The organism is Paracandidimonas soli (genome assembly GCF_004342005.1).
GTDB classification, from domain to species: domain Bacteria; phylum Pseudomonadota; class Gammaproteobacteria; order Burkholderiales; family Burkholderiaceae_B; genus Paracandidimonas; species Paracandidimonas soli.
The window spans coordinates 745,532-765,053 of sequence record NZ_SMBX01000001.1 but is presented as its reverse complement, the minus strand read 5'-3'; the positions used below and the strand labels follow the sequence as shown (position 1 = coordinate 765,053).

Below are 19,522 nucleotides of genomic sequence, written 5' to 3'. Positions count from 1 at the left end.
CGACCACAGGCATGACAGAGATCAGCGGCATATGCAAGCAGGCGCCTGCTATCATGCCTCGATGATGCAAACGCCCACACTTCTGCTGGCCGGCGCCGGCGATCTCGGCATGCGCACCGCCCGGCTGTTCCTGGAGAAGGGCGGCCAGGTCATCGGACTGCGCCGCAACCCCCCGGCCGGTCATCACGAGATCCGCTGGCTGGCTGCCGACCTGACGCAGACGGACAGCCTGGACAGGCTGCCCGATGGCATCAGCCACGTGCTCTACGCCCCCGCGCCGGGCGAACGCTCCGAGCAGGCCTATTCCGCATTATTCCTGCACGGCCTGCAAAACCTGATCGCCGCGCTGCCCCGGCCGCCCCTGCGGCTGGTGTTCGTGTCATCGTCTGCCGTTTACGGGCCCGGAGACACGGCCGCGGATGAGAACACAGTCCCGCAACCTACGCACTTCAACGGCAGGATACTGTTGCAGGCCGAGCAGCTTCTGTACCAGATGCTGCCCACCCAGGCCGTCGTCCTGCGCCTGTCCGGCATCTACGGACCGGGCCGCGCCGCATTGCTCGACAGGATACGTCAAGGACAGGCAAAGGTGCCGGCGCAAGGCACGCACTGGGCCAACCGCATTCATATCGAAGACGCCGCCCGCGCCTGCCTGCACCTGCTGGCGTCGCCTGATCCGGCGCCGTGCTATATCGGCACCGACGACCATCCCTATCCCATCGACATGCTCTACGACGGCCTGGCCGAGCTGATAGGTGCGCCCCGCCCTGCCCGCAGCGCGATATCGCCGCCATCCTCCGGCCGCAGGCTGGACAACAAACGGCTGCGGGAATCCGGGTTCAGTTTTCTCTGGCCCGACTCCCTGCAAGGCTATGCCCGGCTGACCGAATCGGAAGCGCCATAAGACGTCGGCATCTCTTGCTGACGCTGCTCTATCTCGCGACGCAGCGCACGCCTCACTTGCGCAGCGGCAAAGCGGCGCTTCTCGTCTTCCGTTGACGGCTCCAGCACAGGCACTGCAGCCGGCTTGCGGTCGTCGTCCACTGCCACCATCGTGAAAAAGCAACTATTGACGTGTCTCACGACCCGACTGCGGATATCTTCGGCTATCACCTTGATGCCAATCTCCATGGATGACGTGCCAGTGTGGTTGACGCTTGCCAGGAAAGTCACCAGCTCGCCGACATAGATGGGCTGCCGGAAAGTCACCTGATCCACGCTGAGCGTGACTACGTAGCGGTTGGCGTACCTGCTGGCACAGGCATAAGCGACCTGGTCGAGCAGCTTGAGAATCGCGCCCCCGTGAACATTTCCGGAAAAATTCGCAGTGTCGGGAGTCATCAACACTGTCATCGTCAATTGGTGAGCAGGCAAGTCCATGTTTTTCTCCATCGGACGCAGACAACGATGGCCGGACGCTTATCGTCCGGCCATCGCCAAGCAACAAACTGAAATCAGTCCTGGCTGCGCTCCTGCAATACGCCTACCGCAGGCAGCGTCTTGCCTTCCAGGAACTCCAGGAAAGCGCCGCCGCCGGTGGAGATATAGCCAACCTGGCTGCCGATGCCGAACTTGGCGATGGCGGCCAGCGTATCTCCACCGCCCGCAATGGAAAAGCCCTTGGAGTCGGCGATGGCCTGGGCGATGACCTTGGTGCCGCCGGCAAAGGCTTCGTATTCGAACACGCCGACCGGGCCGTTCCAGACGATGGTGCCGGCCTTGGCCATGATGTCCGCCAGGCGCTGTGCGGTCTCGGGGCCGATATCCAGGATCAGGTCTTCCGGGCCGACCTGGTCGGCCTGTTTGACCACGGCCGCGGCCTCGGCGCTGAGCTCGGACGCCACGACGACATCAGTAGGGATAGGCACATCGGCGCCGCGCTTCTTCATCAGCTCGATGACGGCGCGCGCCTGGTCGACCTGATCGGGCTCGGCCAAAGACTTGCCGATGGAGAAGCCCTGGGCCAGCAGGAAGGTGTTGGCGATGCCGCCGCCAACCACCAGCTGGTCCACGCGTTCGGCCAGCGCCAGCAGGATGGAAAGCTTGGTGGAAACCTTGGAACCGCCGACAATGGCCACCAGCGGGCGCGCCGGATTGTCCAGCGCCTTGCCCAGCGCATCGAGCTCGGCTTCCAGCAGCGGGCCGGCACAGGCCACGGGCGCATATTTCGCCATGCCGTGCGTGGTCGCCTCGGCGCGGTGCGCCGTGCCGAAGGCGTCGTTGACGTAGACATCACACAGCGCCGCCAGCTTGCGCGACAGATCGGGATCGTTTTTCTTTTCGCCGACATTGCAGCGGCTGTTTTCCAGGAAAACGATCTGGCCGGGCGCGACATTGACGCCATCGACCCAGTCCCTGACCAGGGGCACCGGCATGCCCAGGATCTGCGACAGGCGCTGCGCCACAGGCTCGAGCGAATCGCACAGGCGCACGGTTCCTTCGACCGGACGGCCGAGGTGGGAGCTGACCATGACGGCCGCGCCCGCTTCGAGCGCCATGCGGATAGCGGGAACCGAAGCGCGGATACGCGTATCTTCAGCGACTTCGCTGCCATTGAGCGGCACATTCATATCGACGCGGATGAACACACGCTTGCCGGACAGCTGGCCGTCGCGGGCCAGAGCGCTTAGTGTCTTGACGCCTGCCATAGTGTCAGCCCGCTTCCATCATGGCAACGGCGGTATCCAGCATGCGGCAGGAGAAGCCCCACTCGTTGTCGTACCATGCCGAAACCTTCACCAGCGAGCCCTTGACCCGGGTCAGCGTGGAATCGTACGTGGAGGAAACCGTCGTATGGTTGAAATCGCTGGATACCAGGGGATCTTCGTTGTAGGCAAGAATGCCCTTGAGCGGACCATCGGAAGCCTCGCGCAGGATGCCGTTGACTTCCTCGACCGTGGTTTCGCGCGCGGCCGTGAACGTCAGGTCGACCAGCGATACGTTGATCGTGGGAACGCGAATGGCATAGCCATCCAGCTTGCCGGCCAAGTCCGGCAGCACCAGGCCGACGGCCGAAGCGGCGCCGGTCTTGGTGGGAATCATGTTCTGCGTGGCCGAGCGCGCGCGGCGCAGGTCGGAGTGATAGACATCCGTCAGCACCTGATCGTTGGTGTAGGAGTGGATGGTCGTCATCAGGCCGTTGACCACGCCCAGCTTCTGGTGCAGGGGGTGGACCAGCGGCGCCAGGCAGTTCGTCGTGCAGGATGCGTTGGACACCACGGTGTCCGTCGCCTTCAGTATCTGGTGGTTGACGCCGTATACGATCGTGGCATCGACATCCTTGCCGCCGGGCGCGGAGATCAGTACCTTCTTGGCGCCGCTCTGCAGGTGGATGCTGGCCTTTTCCTTGGACGTGAAATGGCCTGTGCACTCCATGACGACGTCGACGTTCAGTTCCTTCCACGGCAGTTCGGCCGGATTGCGCGTAGCGAACAGGCGGATGCGGTCGCCATTGACCACCAGGTAGTCGCCGTCGAGCGAGACGTCGGCATTGAAGCGGCCGTGCACCGTATCGTACTGCGTCAGGTGCCGGATGACCTTGTGGTCGCCGGGCGCATTGATCGCCACGATTTCGATGCCGTGCTTCTTGCCGTTTTCGTAGACGGCACGGAGGGCGGTACGGCCGATACGCCCGTATCCATTGATCGCAACACGTATGGTCATGGAAGTTCTCCTATCCTGTTCATCAATTCAGTACTTGTTCGACGGACTGTGCCACGCGCTCCGCCGTCAGGCCGAAGTGCTTGAACAGTACGCCCGCGGGCGCGGACTCGCCATAGGTATCGATACCCACCACGGCGCCGTCCAGGCCGACATATTTGTACCAGCCGGCGGTCGTGCCTGCCTCGACCGCCACGCGCGGCAGCCCCTTGGGCAGCACGGATTCGCGCCATGCGGCGTCCTGGCGGTCGAATACGTCGGTGCTGGGCATGGAAACGACGCGCACGGGGATTCCCTTCTGTTGCAGCGCTTCCTGCGCCTTCAGCGCCAGTTCCACTTCCGAGCCCGTGGCGATGATGATGGCGCGGGCATCGGGTGCGTCGCGCAGCACGTAGCCGCCTCGGGCGACTGATGCCTGCGTCTGCGCATCGCGGCTGACGAACGGCAGGTTCTGGCGCGACAGCAGCAGCGCCGTCGGGCCGCCATCCAGCACGTTCATGCCCAGGCTGGCCGGGCGCTGCACCGCATGCAGCCAGGCGACCGCGGTTTCGAATGTGTCGCAAGGACGCCAGACGTCCAGGTTGGGAATCAGGCGCAGGCTGGCGGCATGCTCGATGGATTGGTGCGTCGGGCCGTCTTCGCCCAGGCCGATGGAGTCGTGCGTGAACACGTGCACGACGCGCTGTTTCATGAGCGCGGCCATGCGCAGCGCATTGCGCGAGTAATCGGAGAATGTCAGGAATGTGCCGCCGAAAGGCAGGTAGCCGCCATGCAGCGCAACACCGTTCATGATGGCCGCCATGCCGAACTCGCGCACGCCGTAGTTGATGTGGCGGCCGAATGCAATGCCGTTCTCGCCGGCGCGCACAGGTGCGACGCCCTTCCAGTCGGTGTAGTTGGAGCCGGTCAGATCGGCCGAGCCGCCCAGCATTTCCGGCAGCAGGTCCGTCAGGCCGGCGATGGCGATCTGGGACGCCTTGCGGCTGGCGACGGTTTCCGCCCTGGCATTGGTAGCTTCGAGCAACTCGATGGCTTTCTGCGCGAAATCGGCGGGCAGCTCGCCCGCCATGCGGCGATGGAATTCCGCCGCCTCTGCGGGAAACGCCTGGGCATAGGCGTCGAAACGCGCCTGCCAGTCGGCCTGCAGCTCGCCGCCTTTCTTGCGGGCATCCCAGGCCTGGTAGATATCCTGAGGAATCTCGAAGGGGCCGTGCTCCCAGCCGATAGCCTTGCGCGTGGCGGCGATTTCATCGGCGCCCAGCGGAGCGCCGTGCACTTTTTCCGTGCCGGCCATGTTGGGTGCGCCCTTGCCGATGACGGTGCGGCAGCAGATCAGCGTCGGCCCATTGCCCCGGGCGGCCAGTTCCTTGGCCTTGATGATGGCGGCGTTCAACGCCGGCGCATCATGGCCGTCGACGCCGCGGATGACGTTCCAGCCATAGGCCTCGAAACGGGCAGGCGTATCGTCGCCGAACCAGTGCTGCACATTGCCGTCGATGGAAATGCCGTTGTCGTCGTAGAACACGACGAGCTTGGACAGCTTGAGCGTGCCCGCCAGCGAGCAGGCTTCGTGTGAAATGCCTTCCATCAGGCAGCCGTCACCGACAAACGCATAGGTCATGTGATCGACAATGGCGTGGCCTTCGCGATTGAACTCCGCAGCCAGCAGGGCCTCGGCCAGCGCCATGCCGACGGCGTTGGTCACACCCTGGCCCAACGGGCCGGTAGTTGTCTCGACGCCGGCGGTGATGCCGACTTCCGGGTGGCCTGGCGTGCGCGAATGCAACTGACGGAAATTGCGCAGTTCTTCGATGGGCAGATCGTAGCCGCTGAGATGCAGCAGCGCATAGATCAGCATGGAGCCATGTCCGTTGGACAGCACGAAACGGTCGCGGTCGGCCCAGGCGGGATCGGCGGGATTGTGCCGGAGATGGCGTGTCCATAGGACGGTGGCGATATCGGCCATGCCCATAGGTGCGCCGGGATGACCCGAATTGGCCTGCTGGACGGCATCCATTGCAAGCGCGCGAATGGCATTGGCAAGAGATGTCGGTGAAGTTGTCGGTTGACTCATGACGTGCTCGAGAGGCGATTCCGGCGGAATCCGGGACAGCCAGGACAGGGAGAGGTGGCAAAGCCCATCATTTTACCATCTGGGAGGACCGGTTTATCCGGCACGCGTGGCTGCGCCGCAACCAGCAGACTCCTACCGCTCACGTTGCCGCACAGGCTGCCGGATAAATGCATGTTTACTGGTAATGACTCGTAGCAATTTGCATGCATATCCATGCCCCAGGGAACCTCTGCATAAGCCTGGCGGCAAAATGGGCAATAATCCAGTATTCGCTCCAAATACGCATACAGGAAACCAACGTGCCGACTTCCGCATTGCCAGATGCCGTTTTCAAGGCTTACGACATCCGGGGCATCGTGCCCTCCCAGCTCAACACTGCTTTCGCCTACCGCCTCGGCCTGGCGCTGGCGCAACGCGCCGTCGAACAGGGCGTGGATACGCTGGTCGTGGGATGCGACGGACGGCACAGCAGCCCCGATCTTTCCAACGCGCTGCAAAGCGGCCTGAACGCCGGCGGCATCCATACGCTGGATATCGGCGTGGTGCCAACGCCTCTCGTCTATTTTGGCGCGAACGTGCGCGATACGGGATCGGGCGTCGCCATCACAGGCAGCCACAATCCGCCCGACTACAACGGCTTCAAGATGATGCTGGCCGGCAAGACATTGCACGGCGAGCATATCCAGGAACTCAAGGCCATCATGGCGCAGACCACTGCCGCTCCGGCAGGCGTCGAGCCCGGCCGACGCCAGTCGCTAGACTTGCTCGACGCCTATGTGCAAAGAATCGCGCAAGACGTGAAACCGGCGCGCCCCATGCATATCGCCATCGACTGCGGCAACGGCGTGGGCGGCGTCATCGCGCAGCGGCTGTTCGAGGCGCTGGGCTGCAAAGTGGATGCGCTGTACTGCGACGTCGACGGCGACTTCCCCAACCACCACCCCGACCCTGCCGATCCAGCCAACCTGCAGGACCTGATCGCCCATGTAAAGAATACGGACTGCGAGCTCGGCCTGGCGTTCGACGGCGACGCAGACCGCCTGGGCGTGGTGACGAAATCCGGCGAGATTATCTGGCCCGACCGGCAGCTCATCCTGTACGCACGTGACATCCTTCAGCGCCAGCCCGGCTCCGCCATCATCTTCGACGTGAAATGCAGCCGCCACGTGGCCAGCGCCGTCGCCGCCGCCGGCGGCGAGCCCCTCATGTGGCAGACCGGCCACTCCATGATCAAGGCCAAGCTGGCCGAAACCGGCGCGCCGCTGGCCGGGGAAATGAGCGGCCACACCTTCTTCAAGGAGCGCTGGTTCGGCTTCGACGACGGTCTCTACACCGGTGCGCGGCTGCTGGAGATCGTGTCGCGCGAAGCGGATCCGTCCGCAGTGCTGGAAAGCCTGCCAAAGGACATTTCCACGCCGGAGCTGAAGCTGGAAATGCGCGAAGGCGAGCCGCATGCGCTGATCCGCCTCCTGCAGCAGGAGGCCGTCTTCCCTTCATCCACGCAACTGCACACCATCGACGGCGTGCGCGCCGAATACCTCGACGGCTTCGGCCTGGCGCGGGCATCGAACACCACGCCAGTCGTCGTGCTGCGCTTCGAAGGCGATACGGCCGAGGCGCTGGAGCGCATCCAGCACGAATTCCGCGACGCGCTGCTGTCGCTGAACCCGGGGCTGAAGCTGCCGTTCTGAACCCAGCTCAACCCAACGCGGCGTAGACATCCAGGTGGCGCCGCACCACCTGCCGGATATCGAACGCAGTTTCCGCGAGCTGCCTGCCCGCCTCCCCCATCCTGCGGCGCAGATCGCCGTCCTCTACCAGCCGGATGACGGCATCCGCCAGCGCCCTGGCATCCTTCACCGGCACCAGCAATCCCGTCACATCCGCCTCGATGGCGTCTCGGCATCCCGGCACATCGGTCGTCACGACGGCGCGGCCGCAGGCCGCCGCCTCGACCAGTCCCTTGGGCAGGCCTTCGCGATATGAGGGCAAGGCCACGATGTGCGCGCGCGCATACAGCGCCGGGATATCTTTCTGCTCGCCCAGTAGCTCTATCACGCCCTCGCCCTGCCAGCGCTTCAATTCTCCGGCATCGACGCTGGCGGGATTGCCCGCATCGGCGCTGCCCGCCAGCAGCCAGCGCACGCCGGACGGATGGCCCTTCGTCAAGCGCGCAGCCTGTACATACTCGCGCACGCCCTTGTCCACCAGCAGGCGCGACGCCATCGCCACCACCGGCGCGCCTTCGGGCTCGGGCTCGGGACGATAGACATCCAGGTCCACGCCGGAGCCGCGGATCATCACAACCTGTTCCTCCCTGACAGCACCCGCCTCACGCAAGGTATCGCAGTCATTGGCATTCTGGAAGATGACCCGGCTGTTCGGATGCCCCAGCGCCAGCCGGTACAGCCTGATCGCCACCTGGCGCACCAGCCTGCCCACGGGATCGTCGCGCATGAAGACGAAACCCAGCCCCGACACCGCGGCCACATAGCCGGGCACGCGCGCCAAACGCGCGGCGATGCCGCCGTACAGCACAGGCTTGATCGTGACGGCATGCACGATATCCGGACGCACGCTGCGGAACAGACGCCACAAGGTGTACAGAGTCGTCAATTCCTGCAAGGGGTTCTTGCCGCTGCGCGACATGGATACGGGATGATGCATGAATCCTTGCGCGGTGATGTCCGCCACGCTGGGCGCGAACGGCGTGGCAACGTGCACCTCGTAGCCTTCGCGCTGCGCCGCCTGCGCGATCGGCAGGCGATGCGACAGGAAGAATGCCGGATTGTTGACGACGAACATCAGTCTTCCAGGCGATGCGCGATGCTCCCGATGTTCCTGGTGAGGCTGGCATGCCTGATGCGCTTGATGAGTCTGATGCGGCCGGGACGTCTGGGCCGCCTGGACTCCAGCCGCCGCTGCGGCGGACTGCGATCCCTGCGGCCGCCTGCCCGCCGCCAGCGCGCGCCATGCGCGATCGTAGGCCCTTACCATCACATCCAGGCCGAACCGGGCGGCAACCGACTGCCGTCCCGCCGTCACCCGCACCTGCAAAGCGGCATTGCCGCGCAGGGACAGCACCTCGGCGATGGCCTCGGCCAGCGCCTGGGGATTGCGGGGCGACACGATCCAGCCGGTTTCCTGTGCGATCAGCGCGGCATCTCCCACATCCGTGGCGACGCAGGGAATGCCGCAAGCCATGGCCTCGGCCAGCACATTGGGGAAGCCTTCGGCGCGGCTGGGCAATACATGCACGTCCAGCGCGTTCATGCAGGACGGGGCATCGTCGCGCGCGCCCATCAGGATGACCTTGTTCTGTACACCGTGTTCGCGTATCAGCTGCATGAGCGCCGTGTTGCCGGGCTCCATGCCGGGCCCGATCAGCATGCAGCGCACTGCACCGTGGCCGCGCTGCGGCAGGATGGCAAGCGCGGCCAGCAGATTGGCATGATCCTTGAGCGGATTCCAGCGTGCCACGCAGCCGATCAGCGGTGTCTGCAGGTCCAGCCCCAGTTCCTGCCGTATTTTCTTTCCGGCCTGGAAATCGGGCTGCCAGCGTCCCAGGTCATAGCCGTTGGCGATGACCTGCATGCGGTCTTCGCGATAGCCCCATGCCGCATGGCGCTGCCGGGCGTTCTCCGCGCAGGCGATGATGGTTGCGGGAACCACGCCGGACAGGCGTGCGGACATCCAGGCAAGCGCCCGCGCCGAACGGCTGGATTTTTCCAGGTCGGCGCCCGAATTGCGGATCCCCCAGGCGACGGCCTTGATGCCGGCCAGCCGCGCGGCGATGCCGCCGAGCACATCTGCGTGATACATCCAGGTCTGAACCACGTCGGGCTTCAGCTTCCGCAGAAAACGCCACAGGCGGAACGGCCCCGTCAATGTCCGCTGCGCGCCCTGCATGCCCAGCGCATGCACCTCGATGCCGCGCGCGCGCAGCAGGCCTCCATAGACGCCTTCATCCCCCAGGGAAATCACGATATTGCGGTTCGGCTGCTCCGGCGCGGTCACCAGGCGGAACAGCACCGCCTCCGCGCCGCCCTGCCCCAGGCCGGAAATGATGTGTACCACGCGCAGCGGCGCGGTTTCGCCGGATACGACGGCATGGCTATCCGCCACGGCATGCTTCGGCTCGTGTTCCAGGTTCATCTCTGTCGTTCCTTCATTCCGCCCACGGCATCGAATGCTCCATCCCACTGCGCCAGCACGGACGGCAGGCCATAGCGCGCCCGGACAGAGGCGGCCGCCTTCATGCCCAGGGATTGGCGCAACTGCGCATCCTCCATCAGCCGCCCCAGGTTCGCGGCCAGGGCGCCGTCGTCGTCCATCGGCGTCAGCAAGGCATATTCGCCATCCTGCGAAAGCTCGCGCGGACCGCTGGGGCAATCGACAGCCACGCAGGGCAGCCCCAGCGCCATGGCCTCCAGCATCGCATTCGGAAAGCCCTCGGCACGCGATGTCAGCGCAAACACATCGGCCTGCTGCAATGCCTGCCACGGCGTATCCGTGCGTCCGGGCAGCAGGACTCGCGACTGCAGGCCCAGGTGCTCGATCTGGGCCTGCAGCGCCGCACGCATCGGGCCTTCGCCCCAGATGCGCAGGTCCCATTGCGGATGGCGCCCGGCAAGCGAAGCGAACGCTTCGATCAGACGGTCGAAACGCTTGACGTCCGCCAGCCGCCCGAGCGCCACGACGCTGCGGCGCTCGCCCTGCCCGCCAGGCCCAGCCGCTTCGGGCAGGCCGGACGGCAATGGATTCGGGATGACCGCCAGCCGCCGCATGCCCGGCGCGCGCTCGCGCAAGGCCGCTCCGGCATCCTCCGTCTGCACGACGGCCATGTCCGACCATCGATAGACCATGCGGCGCAGCCAGCGCAGCAACCGGCCCGCGCTGCTGCCCACCGCGGGGTTGGTGCGCTCGGATACGATGACGGGCACGCCCAGGCCGCGCGACACCAGCAGCACGGAGACGTTCACATTGGTCAGGAAGGAAACGATGACATCGGGCGCCTCCTGGCGCAATACGTGGCGCAGCAACAGCGGCTTGCGCAGCGTGCGCACCATCCGGCCCGCCCGCATTCCGGGCTCATCGGCCAGCCAGCGGACCTTGACGGCCGAATGCAGCGGATAGACGCAGTCCCCGCGGCCACTGTAGGTCGCCAGCAGCGTCACCTCCCATCCCCGCTCCGCCCAGGCGGACGACAGCGTGGCGGCCACCCGCTCGGCGCCGCCGCCATGCATGGAACTGACGCAGAAAAGAATCTTCATCGTTTTTTCATCTCCATCGTCCGACGCGCCTGGGGCCAATGAATACGCACTCAGGACTCGAACAACTGGCGCCACAGGCCCATGACGCGCACCGTGCAGAAACGGTCGCGCACGTCCACCGCCCTGCGGGCATAGGCTTCGCGCTCCTCGGGATTCGCCATCAGGTGCGACAGGTGCGCGGCCAGCGCCTCCGGATCTCCCGCAGGCTCGACCAGGATGCCATCGATGCCCTGGCGGATGATTTCCCTGGGACCGGTATCACAGTCGAAAGCGACCGCCGGCAGACCCGACGCCATGGCCTCCAGCAACGTATTCGACAGCCCTTCGGTGCGCGAGCTCAGGACATACATATCCGCACTTTCATACCACTGTCCGATATTGCCCGCCCTGCCGGGCAGCGCAACGCGCTCCCGCAATCCGAGTTCATCGACCTGCTGCTCCAGCGCTTCGCGCTCCGGCCCCTCGCCCACGATGGCCAGGTCCCAGTCGGGAAAATACGAGGCGATGCGCGCAAACGCCTGCAGCAGCAGGTCGAAGCCCTTGACCTGGTGCAAGCGGCCCACGGCCAGCAGGCGCTTGCGTCCAGGCGCGCGGCCGGCGTCGAGCACGGGCTCTGTTTCCGGCAGCGGCCAGCGTACCGCGTTCGGGATGATGGACACGTTGACGCCGGGCACATGCTGTTCCAGCCACTGCGCCGTTCCGGCCGTCAGGGCAACCACTGCGCGCGCGCGCGGATAAGCTTTCTCGCGCAGACGCTGCCACGACGCCGACAGTTTCTGTACGGGCGGATGGGTATGTTCGCTGGCGATGACCTTGCACGACAGGCCTCGCGCCGCCAGAACGGACAGAATGGATGCCGTCGTCATCATGCCCAGCACGATGTCCGGGCGAATGCGGCGGATCAGCCTGCGCAGGCGCCAGACACGCACGGCATTGGCCGCCAGGCCGCGAATCCCGCCGCCAGATTCCGCGGCTCCGCCCAGCACGACACGCTCGACGTCCGGATCCAGCGCATAGGCGTCCTGCCCCGCATCGGCCTGGGTCGCGAGCGTGACGCGATATCCCTGGTGCGTCCAGTAGGCGGCCAGGTCGACGGCCACGCGCTCCGCTCCGCCGCCGCGCAGCGAATGAATGACGATCAGCAGATGGCGCTTCGATGCGCGTTGATTCGCCCTCTCAGGCATGGATTCATTCCTCGGTTTTTGCGGACGTTGCGGCGGGCGGCACATGCCGCAGCGACACCAGCAGATAGCATACATAGGATGAGGCATACATGATGCCGGTTGCCAGCATGATGCCTTCGACCCCCATCACGGGAGCCAGCAATGGATTGAGCACGAACTTGACGGCAAAATTGCACAGGGCGATCAGCGCCATCACGCGATAGCGGTTCTGGCTGGCCAGCAACTGAACGAGGATGAGGACGCCGAAATAGAACGGCAGCTGCACCAGCCCCCAGCGCAATACGCCCGCCACCGCCTGCGTATCCTGCGCGGTGAAGGCGCCGCGTTCGAACAGCAAGGCCACGCCCCAGGGCGCCAGCAGCCATCCGATCAGCGCGGCCACGCCTCCAGCCGCGACCATGCCCAGCGACCATTTCAAGGCCATGCGCCGTCCGTGATGCGCATCGCCCCTGGCGTGGATGTCCGCCAGCACAGGCAGTGCGGCCCTTCCAACGGAAGCTGCGCCGACGCCCAGCAGCAAAGAGATCAACCGGGCGGCATAGCCCAGAGTCGCGTTGGCATTGGCGCCGAGATTGGCCGCCGTATACTGGTCCAGCGGTCCAACAAAGCTCATGGCTACCTGGCCGACCAGCATGATGCCCGCCGCCTTGACCAGTTCCGGCCATTGCTGCGCCTGGAAGCCCCAATAGGGGCGGGCCCAGATGCCGTCGGCGCGCGACGCCAGCCACAGCAGCCAGACCGACTGCAGCGTATAGCCGACCAGCGTTCCCCACAGCAGCGGCCCCACCTGCGGGCCGCTGGCCGCCAGCATGACCCAGGCCAGGATCACCAGCGCGGGCACGCTGTCGAGCAGCGTATTCACATGGCGCTCATGCGCGCGCAGGCGCGCCGCGCTGATGCCGGTCAACAGTGTCAACATGGCCGCCGGCGCGAACGCCAGCGTCAGCTCCCTGCTCATGGCGCGAGTCTGCTCGTCCAGCCCCATGCCTGCCCAGGACAACACCAGCGGCCAGGCGGCATAAGTCAGCGCAGCCAGCGCAATGCCGGCAGTCAGCGTCCAGGCCTGCAGCTCGCCTAGAAACCGCGCCCTCTGCCGCGCATCCTGCCGGCGCAGGCGCACCAGCACCGGAATCAGCACGACGGACAACGTCCCCACCATGGTGACCGGCAACCAGTTCGCCAGCGTCATGGTGAACTGGTAGGCATCGACGACCGCACTGACCCCGTAGCGGTACGCGACCGCCATTTCCTTGAAAGCGCCCACCGCCTTGCCCAGCAGCAGGAACAGCGCGACGCGCATCGCACCGCTTGCGATGCGGCGATGGTCGCTGCCCAGACGGGATAGCATGCTCGTGCGCTTGCTCAAGTGAAGAACTCCGGCCGTATCGGCCGGAGCATCTCCGCCACAATACGGGGGCACCTACGGTGCCGTATTTAAAATTTGCCTCGCTTGACCTCGCCCTGAAGGGCGAGGCTTGCGCATAGGCGCGTGGTCAGCTCAGGAAACGGAGATACCAGGGCATGGCGGCTTCCAGGCCGCTGACGATGTCGAACTGCGGCGCATACCCCAGCAGGCGCCTGGCCTTGCCGATATCGGCCTGCGAGTGCAGTACGTCGCCCGCGCGGAAATCGCCGTAGACCGGCGGACGGTCGCAATCGACACCGTTCTGCTTCAGGATGCGCACCAGATGGGCATGCAGCTGCTTCAGGTCCGTGCGCGCATTGAAGGCCACGTTGTAGACCTGGTTCAGTCCCTCACCATCGGCCAGCGCCGCCAGCAGATTGGCCTGGATCACATTGTCGATGTAGCAGAAGTCGCGGCTGGTGCTGCCGTCGCCATTGATGCGCACCTCCTCGCCGCGGATCATGCCGGAGATCCATTTGGGGATCACCGCCGCATAGGCGCCGTTGGGATCCTGGCGACGGCCGAACACATTGAAGTAGCGCAGGCCGACGCTGCGCGTGCCGTAGGCGCGGGCAAAGACGTCGGCGTACAGCTCGTTGACGTACTTGGTCACCGCATAAGGAGACAAGGGCTTGCCGATGGTGTCCTCGACCTTGGGCAGGCCGGGATGGTCTCCGTAGGTGGAGCTGGACGCGGCATAGACGAAGGAACGCACATCGGCGTCCCGCGCCGCCACCAGCATGTTCAGGAAGCCGCTGATGTTTACGTCGTTCGTGGTGACGGGATCATTCAGCGAACGCGGCACCGAGCCCAGCGCCGCCTGGTGCAGCACATGGTGGGCGCCTTCCGCAACGGCCGCGCATGTCTGCGGATCGCGGATGTCGCCCTCGGTAAAATGGAAGTTCTCCCACTGCGCTTCGGTGACGTTGTCGCGCACTTCGTCCAGATTGTGCTGGTGGCCTGTGGCGAAGTTGTCCAGCCCGCGCACGGTCTGGTCCAGGCTCAGCAGCGCCTCGACCAGGTTGGAGCCGATGAAGCCGGCGCAGCCGGTCACCAGCCATGTCCGGGGGTTGCGCCGCAGTTCGGCGCAGAGTTCGTCGAATCGTGTCGTCATGCTTGCATCCTTATGTCGCGCATCAAAGACGCAGATCCGCCTGGTCGGCGTCGAGCACGTACTTCAGGTCGTACAGCACATGCTCGGCCTTGCCCAGGGCGCGGATGCCGTCGGCGCCCAGCACCTTGAACTGGTCGTGCGCCACAGCCAGGATGACGGCATCGTAGGCGCCCTGCTCCGGCTGACCGGCCATGGTGATGCCGTATTCGCGCACGGCCTCCTCCGCATCCACCCAGGGATCATGCACGTCCACCGCGATGTTGTATTCCTTCAGCTCGTTGACGATATCGACAACGCGCGTATTGCGCAGGTCCGGGCAGTTTTCCTTGAACGTCAGGCCCATGACGAGCACGCGCGCGCCCTGCACCTGCATGCCCCGCTTGGTCATGCTCTTGACCAGTTGCGACACTACGTATTCTCCCATGCCGTCGTTCAGCCGGCGGCCCGCCAGGATGATCTCGGGGTGGTAGCCGATGGCCTGCGCCTTGTGCGTCAGGTAGTAGGGATCGACGCCGATGCAGTGGCCGCCCACCAGGCCCGGACGGAACGGCAGGAAATTCCACTTGGTGCCGGCGGCCTCCAGCACGGCCTGCGTATCAATGCCGAGCCGGTTGAAAATGATGGCCAACTCGTTGATCAACGCGATGTTCACGTCGCGCTGCGTGTTCTCGATGACCTTGGCCGCCTCGGCCACGCGGATGGAGGACGCCTTGTGCGTGCCGGCCGTGATGATCTCGCCGTACAGCGCATCAACCAGATCCGCCACCTCGGGCGTCGAGCCGGATGTCACCTTGCGGATATTGGGAACGCGGTGTGTCTTGTCGCCGGGATTGATGCGCTCGGGGCTGTAGCCCGCAAAGAAGTCCTCGTTGAAGCGCAGGCCCGACACCGCCTCAAGAACGGGAACGCAATCTTCTTCAGTCGCGCCGGGATACACCGTGGATTCATAGATGACGATATCGCCGCGCTTGAGCACCTTGCCGATGGTTTCGCTGGCGCGAATCAACGGCGTCAGGTCCGGGCGCTTGTACTGGTCGATGGGCGTGGGGACCGTCACGATGAACACATTGGCCTGCGCCAGCTCTTCGGCATTGCTGATGAACGACAGCTGGCTGGCCTGCGCCAATTCGTCGCTGTCGACCTCCAGCGTGTGGTCCCGTCCGGCCTTGAGCTCGGCGATACGTTTTTCGTTGATGTCGAAACCCAGGACGGAGCGGCGCTTGCCGAACTCTACAGCCAGGGGAAGGCCGACATATCCCAGCCCTACAACAGCCAATTTCACTTGATCAATCTGCAATTGAGCCTCCTGCTCTTGCCAAGAATTCTTCAATAATTTACGAGCCGTCGCGGTTGCGCCTGCCGATGGAAGGCAGCAGCAGCCACGACGGACGCCGCCAGGACACCAGCCGGGAATACAGCCAGATATAGGCGGCGGAAAACGCGCCGATGCTGGCGCAGAGAGCCCAGGCGTTGTCCCACCAGATGGTGGCGGGCACCAGCCCGATCAGCGCCAGCACCCACAGATAGGGCGACGTCATGGCATTGCTCAAGGCCGGCAGGGCATGACGGCTGTCGCGGCTGAACGTGGAGCGCACCAGACGGCGAAATACCAGCTGGTGCAGATGCAGCGCGTCCGGCTGGTCAACGGGAACGCCGCGCTTGAAGCGCCGCCGCCAGATCGAGAACATGGTCTCGAATACCGGATAGAACAGCACGGCCAGTGCATAGAACGGCGAAACGTTGGGATTGCGCACGACGAGCTGCACGGCAAGCTCGGCCAGCATGAACCCCAGGAAGTAGGCGCCGCCGTCTCCCAGGAATACGCGGCCGAACGGAAAATTCCATACCAGGAAGCCCAGCGTGGCCGATGCCAGCGCCGCCGCGATCAGGAAGATGGGAATATCCTGTACCTGCAGCGCCACCAGCGCCAGCGACAACGCCATCAGCGTGGCGATCATGCCCGCCAGGCCGTTCATGCCATCAACGATATTCAATGCATGCGTACAGCCGCCGACCGCCACCATGGTGAACAGCAGGGATACCGGCCAGAAGGACAGTACCCAGTCGGCCCATTCCCAGCCTACGCGCGATACGCCCCCCAGCAGCCACCACGCGATGGCCGCCGATGCGAACGCCGCCATCAGGCGCTTGCCCGAGCCGATGTCCTTGGTGATGTCTTCCAGCAGGCCGGCGACAAATACCGGCATGGCCGCGATGAACAGCACGGGCCAAAGCCAGGTCAGCGTCATATTGCTGGGGCCCAGGACCAGCAGGCCGGCCAGACTGCCCGCCACGACGGCAATGCCGCCCACGCGCGGCGTGGAGCGCGTATGCGAGGCCTGCGGCTTGCTCATGTCGCTGTCGCCGGTGAATACGCCATGCCAGCGCTCGGAGGCGACGATCAGCCCCCCCACCAGAAACGCGACAATACAGATATAGAGCCAGGTGAACGAGTCCCAGACCTGAGCCAGTGTCACACGACCTCCATATAAAAATGTATCAATCCCCATTATCGGCCGCTTTTCCAAGCCCAAAAAGAAAACACCCGGTACGAAGTGCAACCGAAAATGATACTGCGATTCATGGAAACACCCCAGTGATCCGGCCGCAAGCCGGCGCGGCCGGCCTGGCGAAACACCGCCTGGATCCGGGGAAAACGCCTGCATGACGGGGAAACAGGAAAAAAAAAGCCCGAGATCTTGAGATCTCGGGCTAAATCCACCAAAGGAGGAGGGTGGAGGAGACAACCTTGGCATGCCGGGCTGCTAGAATCATGGATTCGAGCCTTTGTGACTTAGGGGTTTCCCTTCCAATCACGTTGCGACATCCGATAAGTGAATTATATCGCTATTTTTTTGTGCAATGCAAGAAAAATTGGCGCGCGTCCGGATTTTTCCAGTGCCTGTTGTTTTTTTATCAATACGCACTCGTAAAAGACCGTTTTTGGCAAGTTGGCGTTATCCCTTAGGCACATTGCGTTACATATTCACAACACTTTATCCTGCCGTATCGGCGAGGCAACAGATAGGGTCCCGGCGATATGCCCCATGCATCGGGGATCGAATTTCTGTCCGGCCTTCTGTGATAGTCTCGACAAGGCGCGCTGGCATGCAATGCGCCCGGCTCCCCGCCGGCGCAGGAGCCAGGACACGCATTCAGCGGCACGGGCGGAAAAAATGCCCCCACGCTGCGCCTGACCGCTTGCTCCCCCAAGGGAGGCTTTTCGCTCAGGGGCGGCCTGGCGGCAAAAAACACGCCCGCTGCCATCGGTTCAATCGCCGCTCCCCTGTCAAGGGACGGCACATCCTGGACAACACGATGAAACGCAGCAGAAAAACCAAGATCGTTGCCACCATTGGCCCCGCCAGCGGCTCGCCGGAACAGCTGGAAACACTGTTCCTTGCCGGTGTGGACGTGTTCCGCCTGAATTGCAGCCACGGGGATCATGCGGTGTACCGGGAGCAGTATGGGCACATCCGCGCACTGGAACAGCGCCATGGCCGGCCCACCACGATATTGCTCGACCTGCAGGGCCCCAAGCTGCGCGTGGGCCGCTTCGCGGACGGCAAGGTGCAGTTGGAAGCCGGACAGTCGTTCACGCTGGATCGCCAGGATATTCCGGGAACCAGGGATCGCGTGCTTCTGCCCCACCCCGAGTTTTTCTCCGGCGCCCTCAAGCCCGGCGACGACCTGCTGCTGGATGACGGCCGCATCCGCCTGCGCGTGGAATCCAGCAGCGAAACCGCCATCGCGACCAGGGTCATCCACGGAGGACAACTGTCCGACCGCAAGGGCGTGAATGTTCCAACCGCGGTGCTGCCGCTGTCTCCCATGACGGAAAAGGATCACGTCGACCTGGAGTTCGGGCTGTCGCTGGGCGTGGACTGGGTCGCACTGTCGTTCGTGCAGCGGCCCGAAGACCTGCACGCCCTGCGCAAGCTGATCGGCGACAAGGCATGGCTGATGGCGAAGATCGAAAAACCGGCCGCATTGAACAGTCTTTCCCAGATCGTTGCGGCGGCCGACGGCATCATGGTGGCGCGCGGCGACCTAGGCGTGGAACTGCCGGCGGAAAAAGTGCCCGCCGCACAGCGGCGCATCGTGCGCGAAGCCCGACAGCAAGGCAAGCCCGTGATCGTCGCTACCCAGATGCTGGAATCCATGGTCAACGCCCCCGTGCCCACACGCGCGGAAGCCTCGGACGTGGCCACCGCCGTCGTCGAGGGCGCCGACGCCGTCATGCTGTCCGCCGAAACGGCAACCGGCAGCTACCCGCGCGAAGCCGTCACCATCATGGACCGCATCATCAAGGAGACCGAAAGCGACCACGATACTTTCGAGCATACGCAGCTTTTCTGCGAACGGGCGATCAGCGTCCCGGACGCCATCTGCCTGGCGCTGCGCCAGACTTCGCAGGCGTTGAACATCCCCTGCGCCGTCACCTACACTACGTCCGGCGCCACCTGCCTGCGCGCGGCGCGCGAGCGCATGCCGTCCTCGCTGCTGGCGCTTACGCCCAGCCACACCACCGCCCGCCGCCTTGGGCTGGTGTGGGGCGTGCATGCAGTGCACTCACCCGACGTGACCGATATCGAAGAGATGGTCGACACAGCGGTGCGCTCCGCCGTGAAGGAAGACCTGGCTCAGCCTGGCGATCTGCTGTCCGTGGTGGCGGGCATGCCGTTCGGCACGCCGGGCATGACCAACCTGCTGCGCCTGACGAAGGTTTAATCCCACTGGCAGATCGAACGTGCACCTTGTCGGCTTCGCTTGCCTTACGCTTGTAATGTCTGCGCTTCGCCTTCGCGTTCA

14 protein-coding genes and 1 pseudogene are annotated in these 19,522 nt (G+C 64.5%); 3 read left to right on the top strand and 12 right to left on the bottom strand.

Annotation, left to right across the window (positions count from 1 at the left end; all coding sequences use genetic code 11):
- The first annotated feature begins 31 nt into the window (after positions 1-31).
- Positions 32-904: an NAD-dependent epimerase/dehydratase family protein gene (locus EV686_RS03545; RefSeq protein ID WP_243650722.1), complete on the top strand. Its 873-nt coding sequence runs from the start codon at positions 32-34 to the stop codon at positions 902-904.
- Here EV686_RS03545 and EV686_RS03540 read toward each other — a convergent pair.
- The 4 genes from EV686_RS03540 to tkt form a co-directional block, all read right to left on the bottom strand.
- Positions 871-1,380: an acyl-CoA thioesterase gene (locus tag EV686_RS03540; protein ID WP_132473522.1), complete on the bottom strand. Its 510-nt coding sequence runs from the start codon at positions 1,378-1,380 to the stop codon at positions 871-873. The genes EV686_RS03545 and EV686_RS03540 overlap by 34 nt on opposite strands.
- A gap of 74 nt (positions 1,381-1,454) precedes the next feature.
- Positions 1,455-2,648: a phosphoglycerate kinase gene (locus EV686_RS03535; RefSeq protein ID WP_132473519.1), complete on the bottom strand. Its 1,194-nt coding sequence runs from the start codon at positions 2,646-2,648 to the stop codon at positions 1,455-1,457.
- A 4-nt stretch (positions 2,649-2,652) separates the two neighbouring features.
- Positions 2,653-3,663, bottom strand: a complete 1,011-nt coding sequence (gene gap / locus EV686_RS03530) for a type I glyceraldehyde-3-phosphate dehydrogenase (protein WP_132473517.1) — start codon at positions 3,661-3,663, stop codon at positions 2,653-2,655.
- Between the two features lie 22 nt (positions 3,664-3,685).
- On the bottom strand, positions 3,686-5,734 hold the full coding sequence (tkt, locus tag EV686_RS03525; protein WP_132473515.1) for a transketolase: 2,049 nt from the start codon (positions 5,732-5,734) through the stop codon (positions 3,686-3,688).
- Between the two features lie 299 nt (positions 5,735-6,033).
- On the opposite strand from tkt, the gene EV686_RS03520 reads away from it, so the two are divergent.
- Positions 6,034-7,425, top strand: a complete 1,392-nt coding sequence (locus tag EV686_RS03520; protein WP_243650721.1) for a phosphomannomutase/phosphoglucomutase — start codon at positions 6,034-6,036, stop codon at positions 7,423-7,425.
- Between the two features lie 7 nt (positions 7,426-7,432).
- Here EV686_RS03520 and EV686_RS19045 read toward each other — a convergent pair whose 3' ends face one another.
- The 8 genes and pseudogenes from EV686_RS19045 to EV686_RS03485 form a co-directional block, all read right to left on the bottom strand.
- Complete coding sequence (locus tag EV686_RS19045) at positions 7,433-8,539, bottom strand: glycosyltransferase family 4 protein (RefSeq protein WP_341539326.1); 1,107 nt, start codon at positions 8,537-8,539, stop codon at positions 7,433-7,435.
- 276 nt (positions 8,540-8,815) lie between these two features.
- Positions 8,816-9,889 (bottom strand): annotated as a pseudogene (locus EV686_RS19040) (glycosyltransferase); the annotation flags it as partial.
- On the bottom strand, positions 9,886-11,007 hold the full coding sequence (locus EV686_RS03510; RefSeq protein ID WP_132473509.1) for a glycosyltransferase family 4 protein: 1,122 nt from the start codon (positions 11,005-11,007) through the stop codon (positions 9,886-9,888). The pseudogene EV686_RS19040 and the gene EV686_RS03510, both read right to left, overlap by 4 nt.
- Positions 11,008-11,057: 50 nt before the next feature.
- Positions 11,058-12,191 (bottom strand): glycosyltransferase family 4 protein, encoded by a 1,134-nt coding sequence (locus EV686_RS03505; RefSeq protein ID WP_132473507.1) that lies wholly within the window; start codon positions 12,189-12,191, stop codon positions 11,058-11,060.
- A 4-nt stretch (positions 12,192-12,195) separates the two neighbouring features.
- On the bottom strand, positions 12,196-13,539 hold the full coding sequence (murJ, locus tag EV686_RS03500; protein ID WP_132473688.1) for a murein biosynthesis integral membrane protein MurJ: 1,344 nt from the start codon (positions 13,537-13,539) through the stop codon (positions 12,196-12,198).
- Between the two features lie 145 nt (positions 13,540-13,684).
- A complete protein-coding gene (locus tag EV686_RS03495; RefSeq protein WP_132473505.1) occupies positions 13,685-14,710 on the bottom strand; it encodes an SDR family oxidoreductase in 1,026 nt (341 codons plus the stop codon).
- A 22-nt stretch (positions 14,711-14,732) separates the two neighbouring features.
- A complete protein-coding gene (gene tviB / locus EV686_RS03490; RefSeq protein ID WP_132473503.1) occupies positions 14,733-16,007 on the bottom strand; it encodes a Vi polysaccharide biosynthesis UDP-N-acetylglucosamine C-6 dehydrogenase TviB in 1,275 nt (424 codons plus the stop codon).
- A gap of 37 nt (positions 16,008-16,044) precedes the next feature.
- The gene (locus EV686_RS03485; protein WP_377748282.1) at positions 16,045-17,181 is read right to left on the bottom strand and encodes an MraY family glycosyltransferase; all 1,137 of its coding nucleotides are present in this window, start codon (positions 17,179-17,181) and stop codon (positions 16,045-16,047) included.
- 847 nt (positions 17,182-18,028) lie between these two features.
- Between EV686_RS03485 and pyk the strand changes: the two genes are divergently transcribed.
- Positions 18,029-19,441: a pyruvate kinase gene (gene pyk / locus EV686_RS03480; RefSeq protein ID WP_132473499.1), complete on the top strand. Its 1,413-nt coding sequence runs from the start codon at positions 18,029-18,031 to the stop codon at positions 19,439-19,441.
- Positions 19,442-19,522 lie beyond the last annotated feature (81 nt).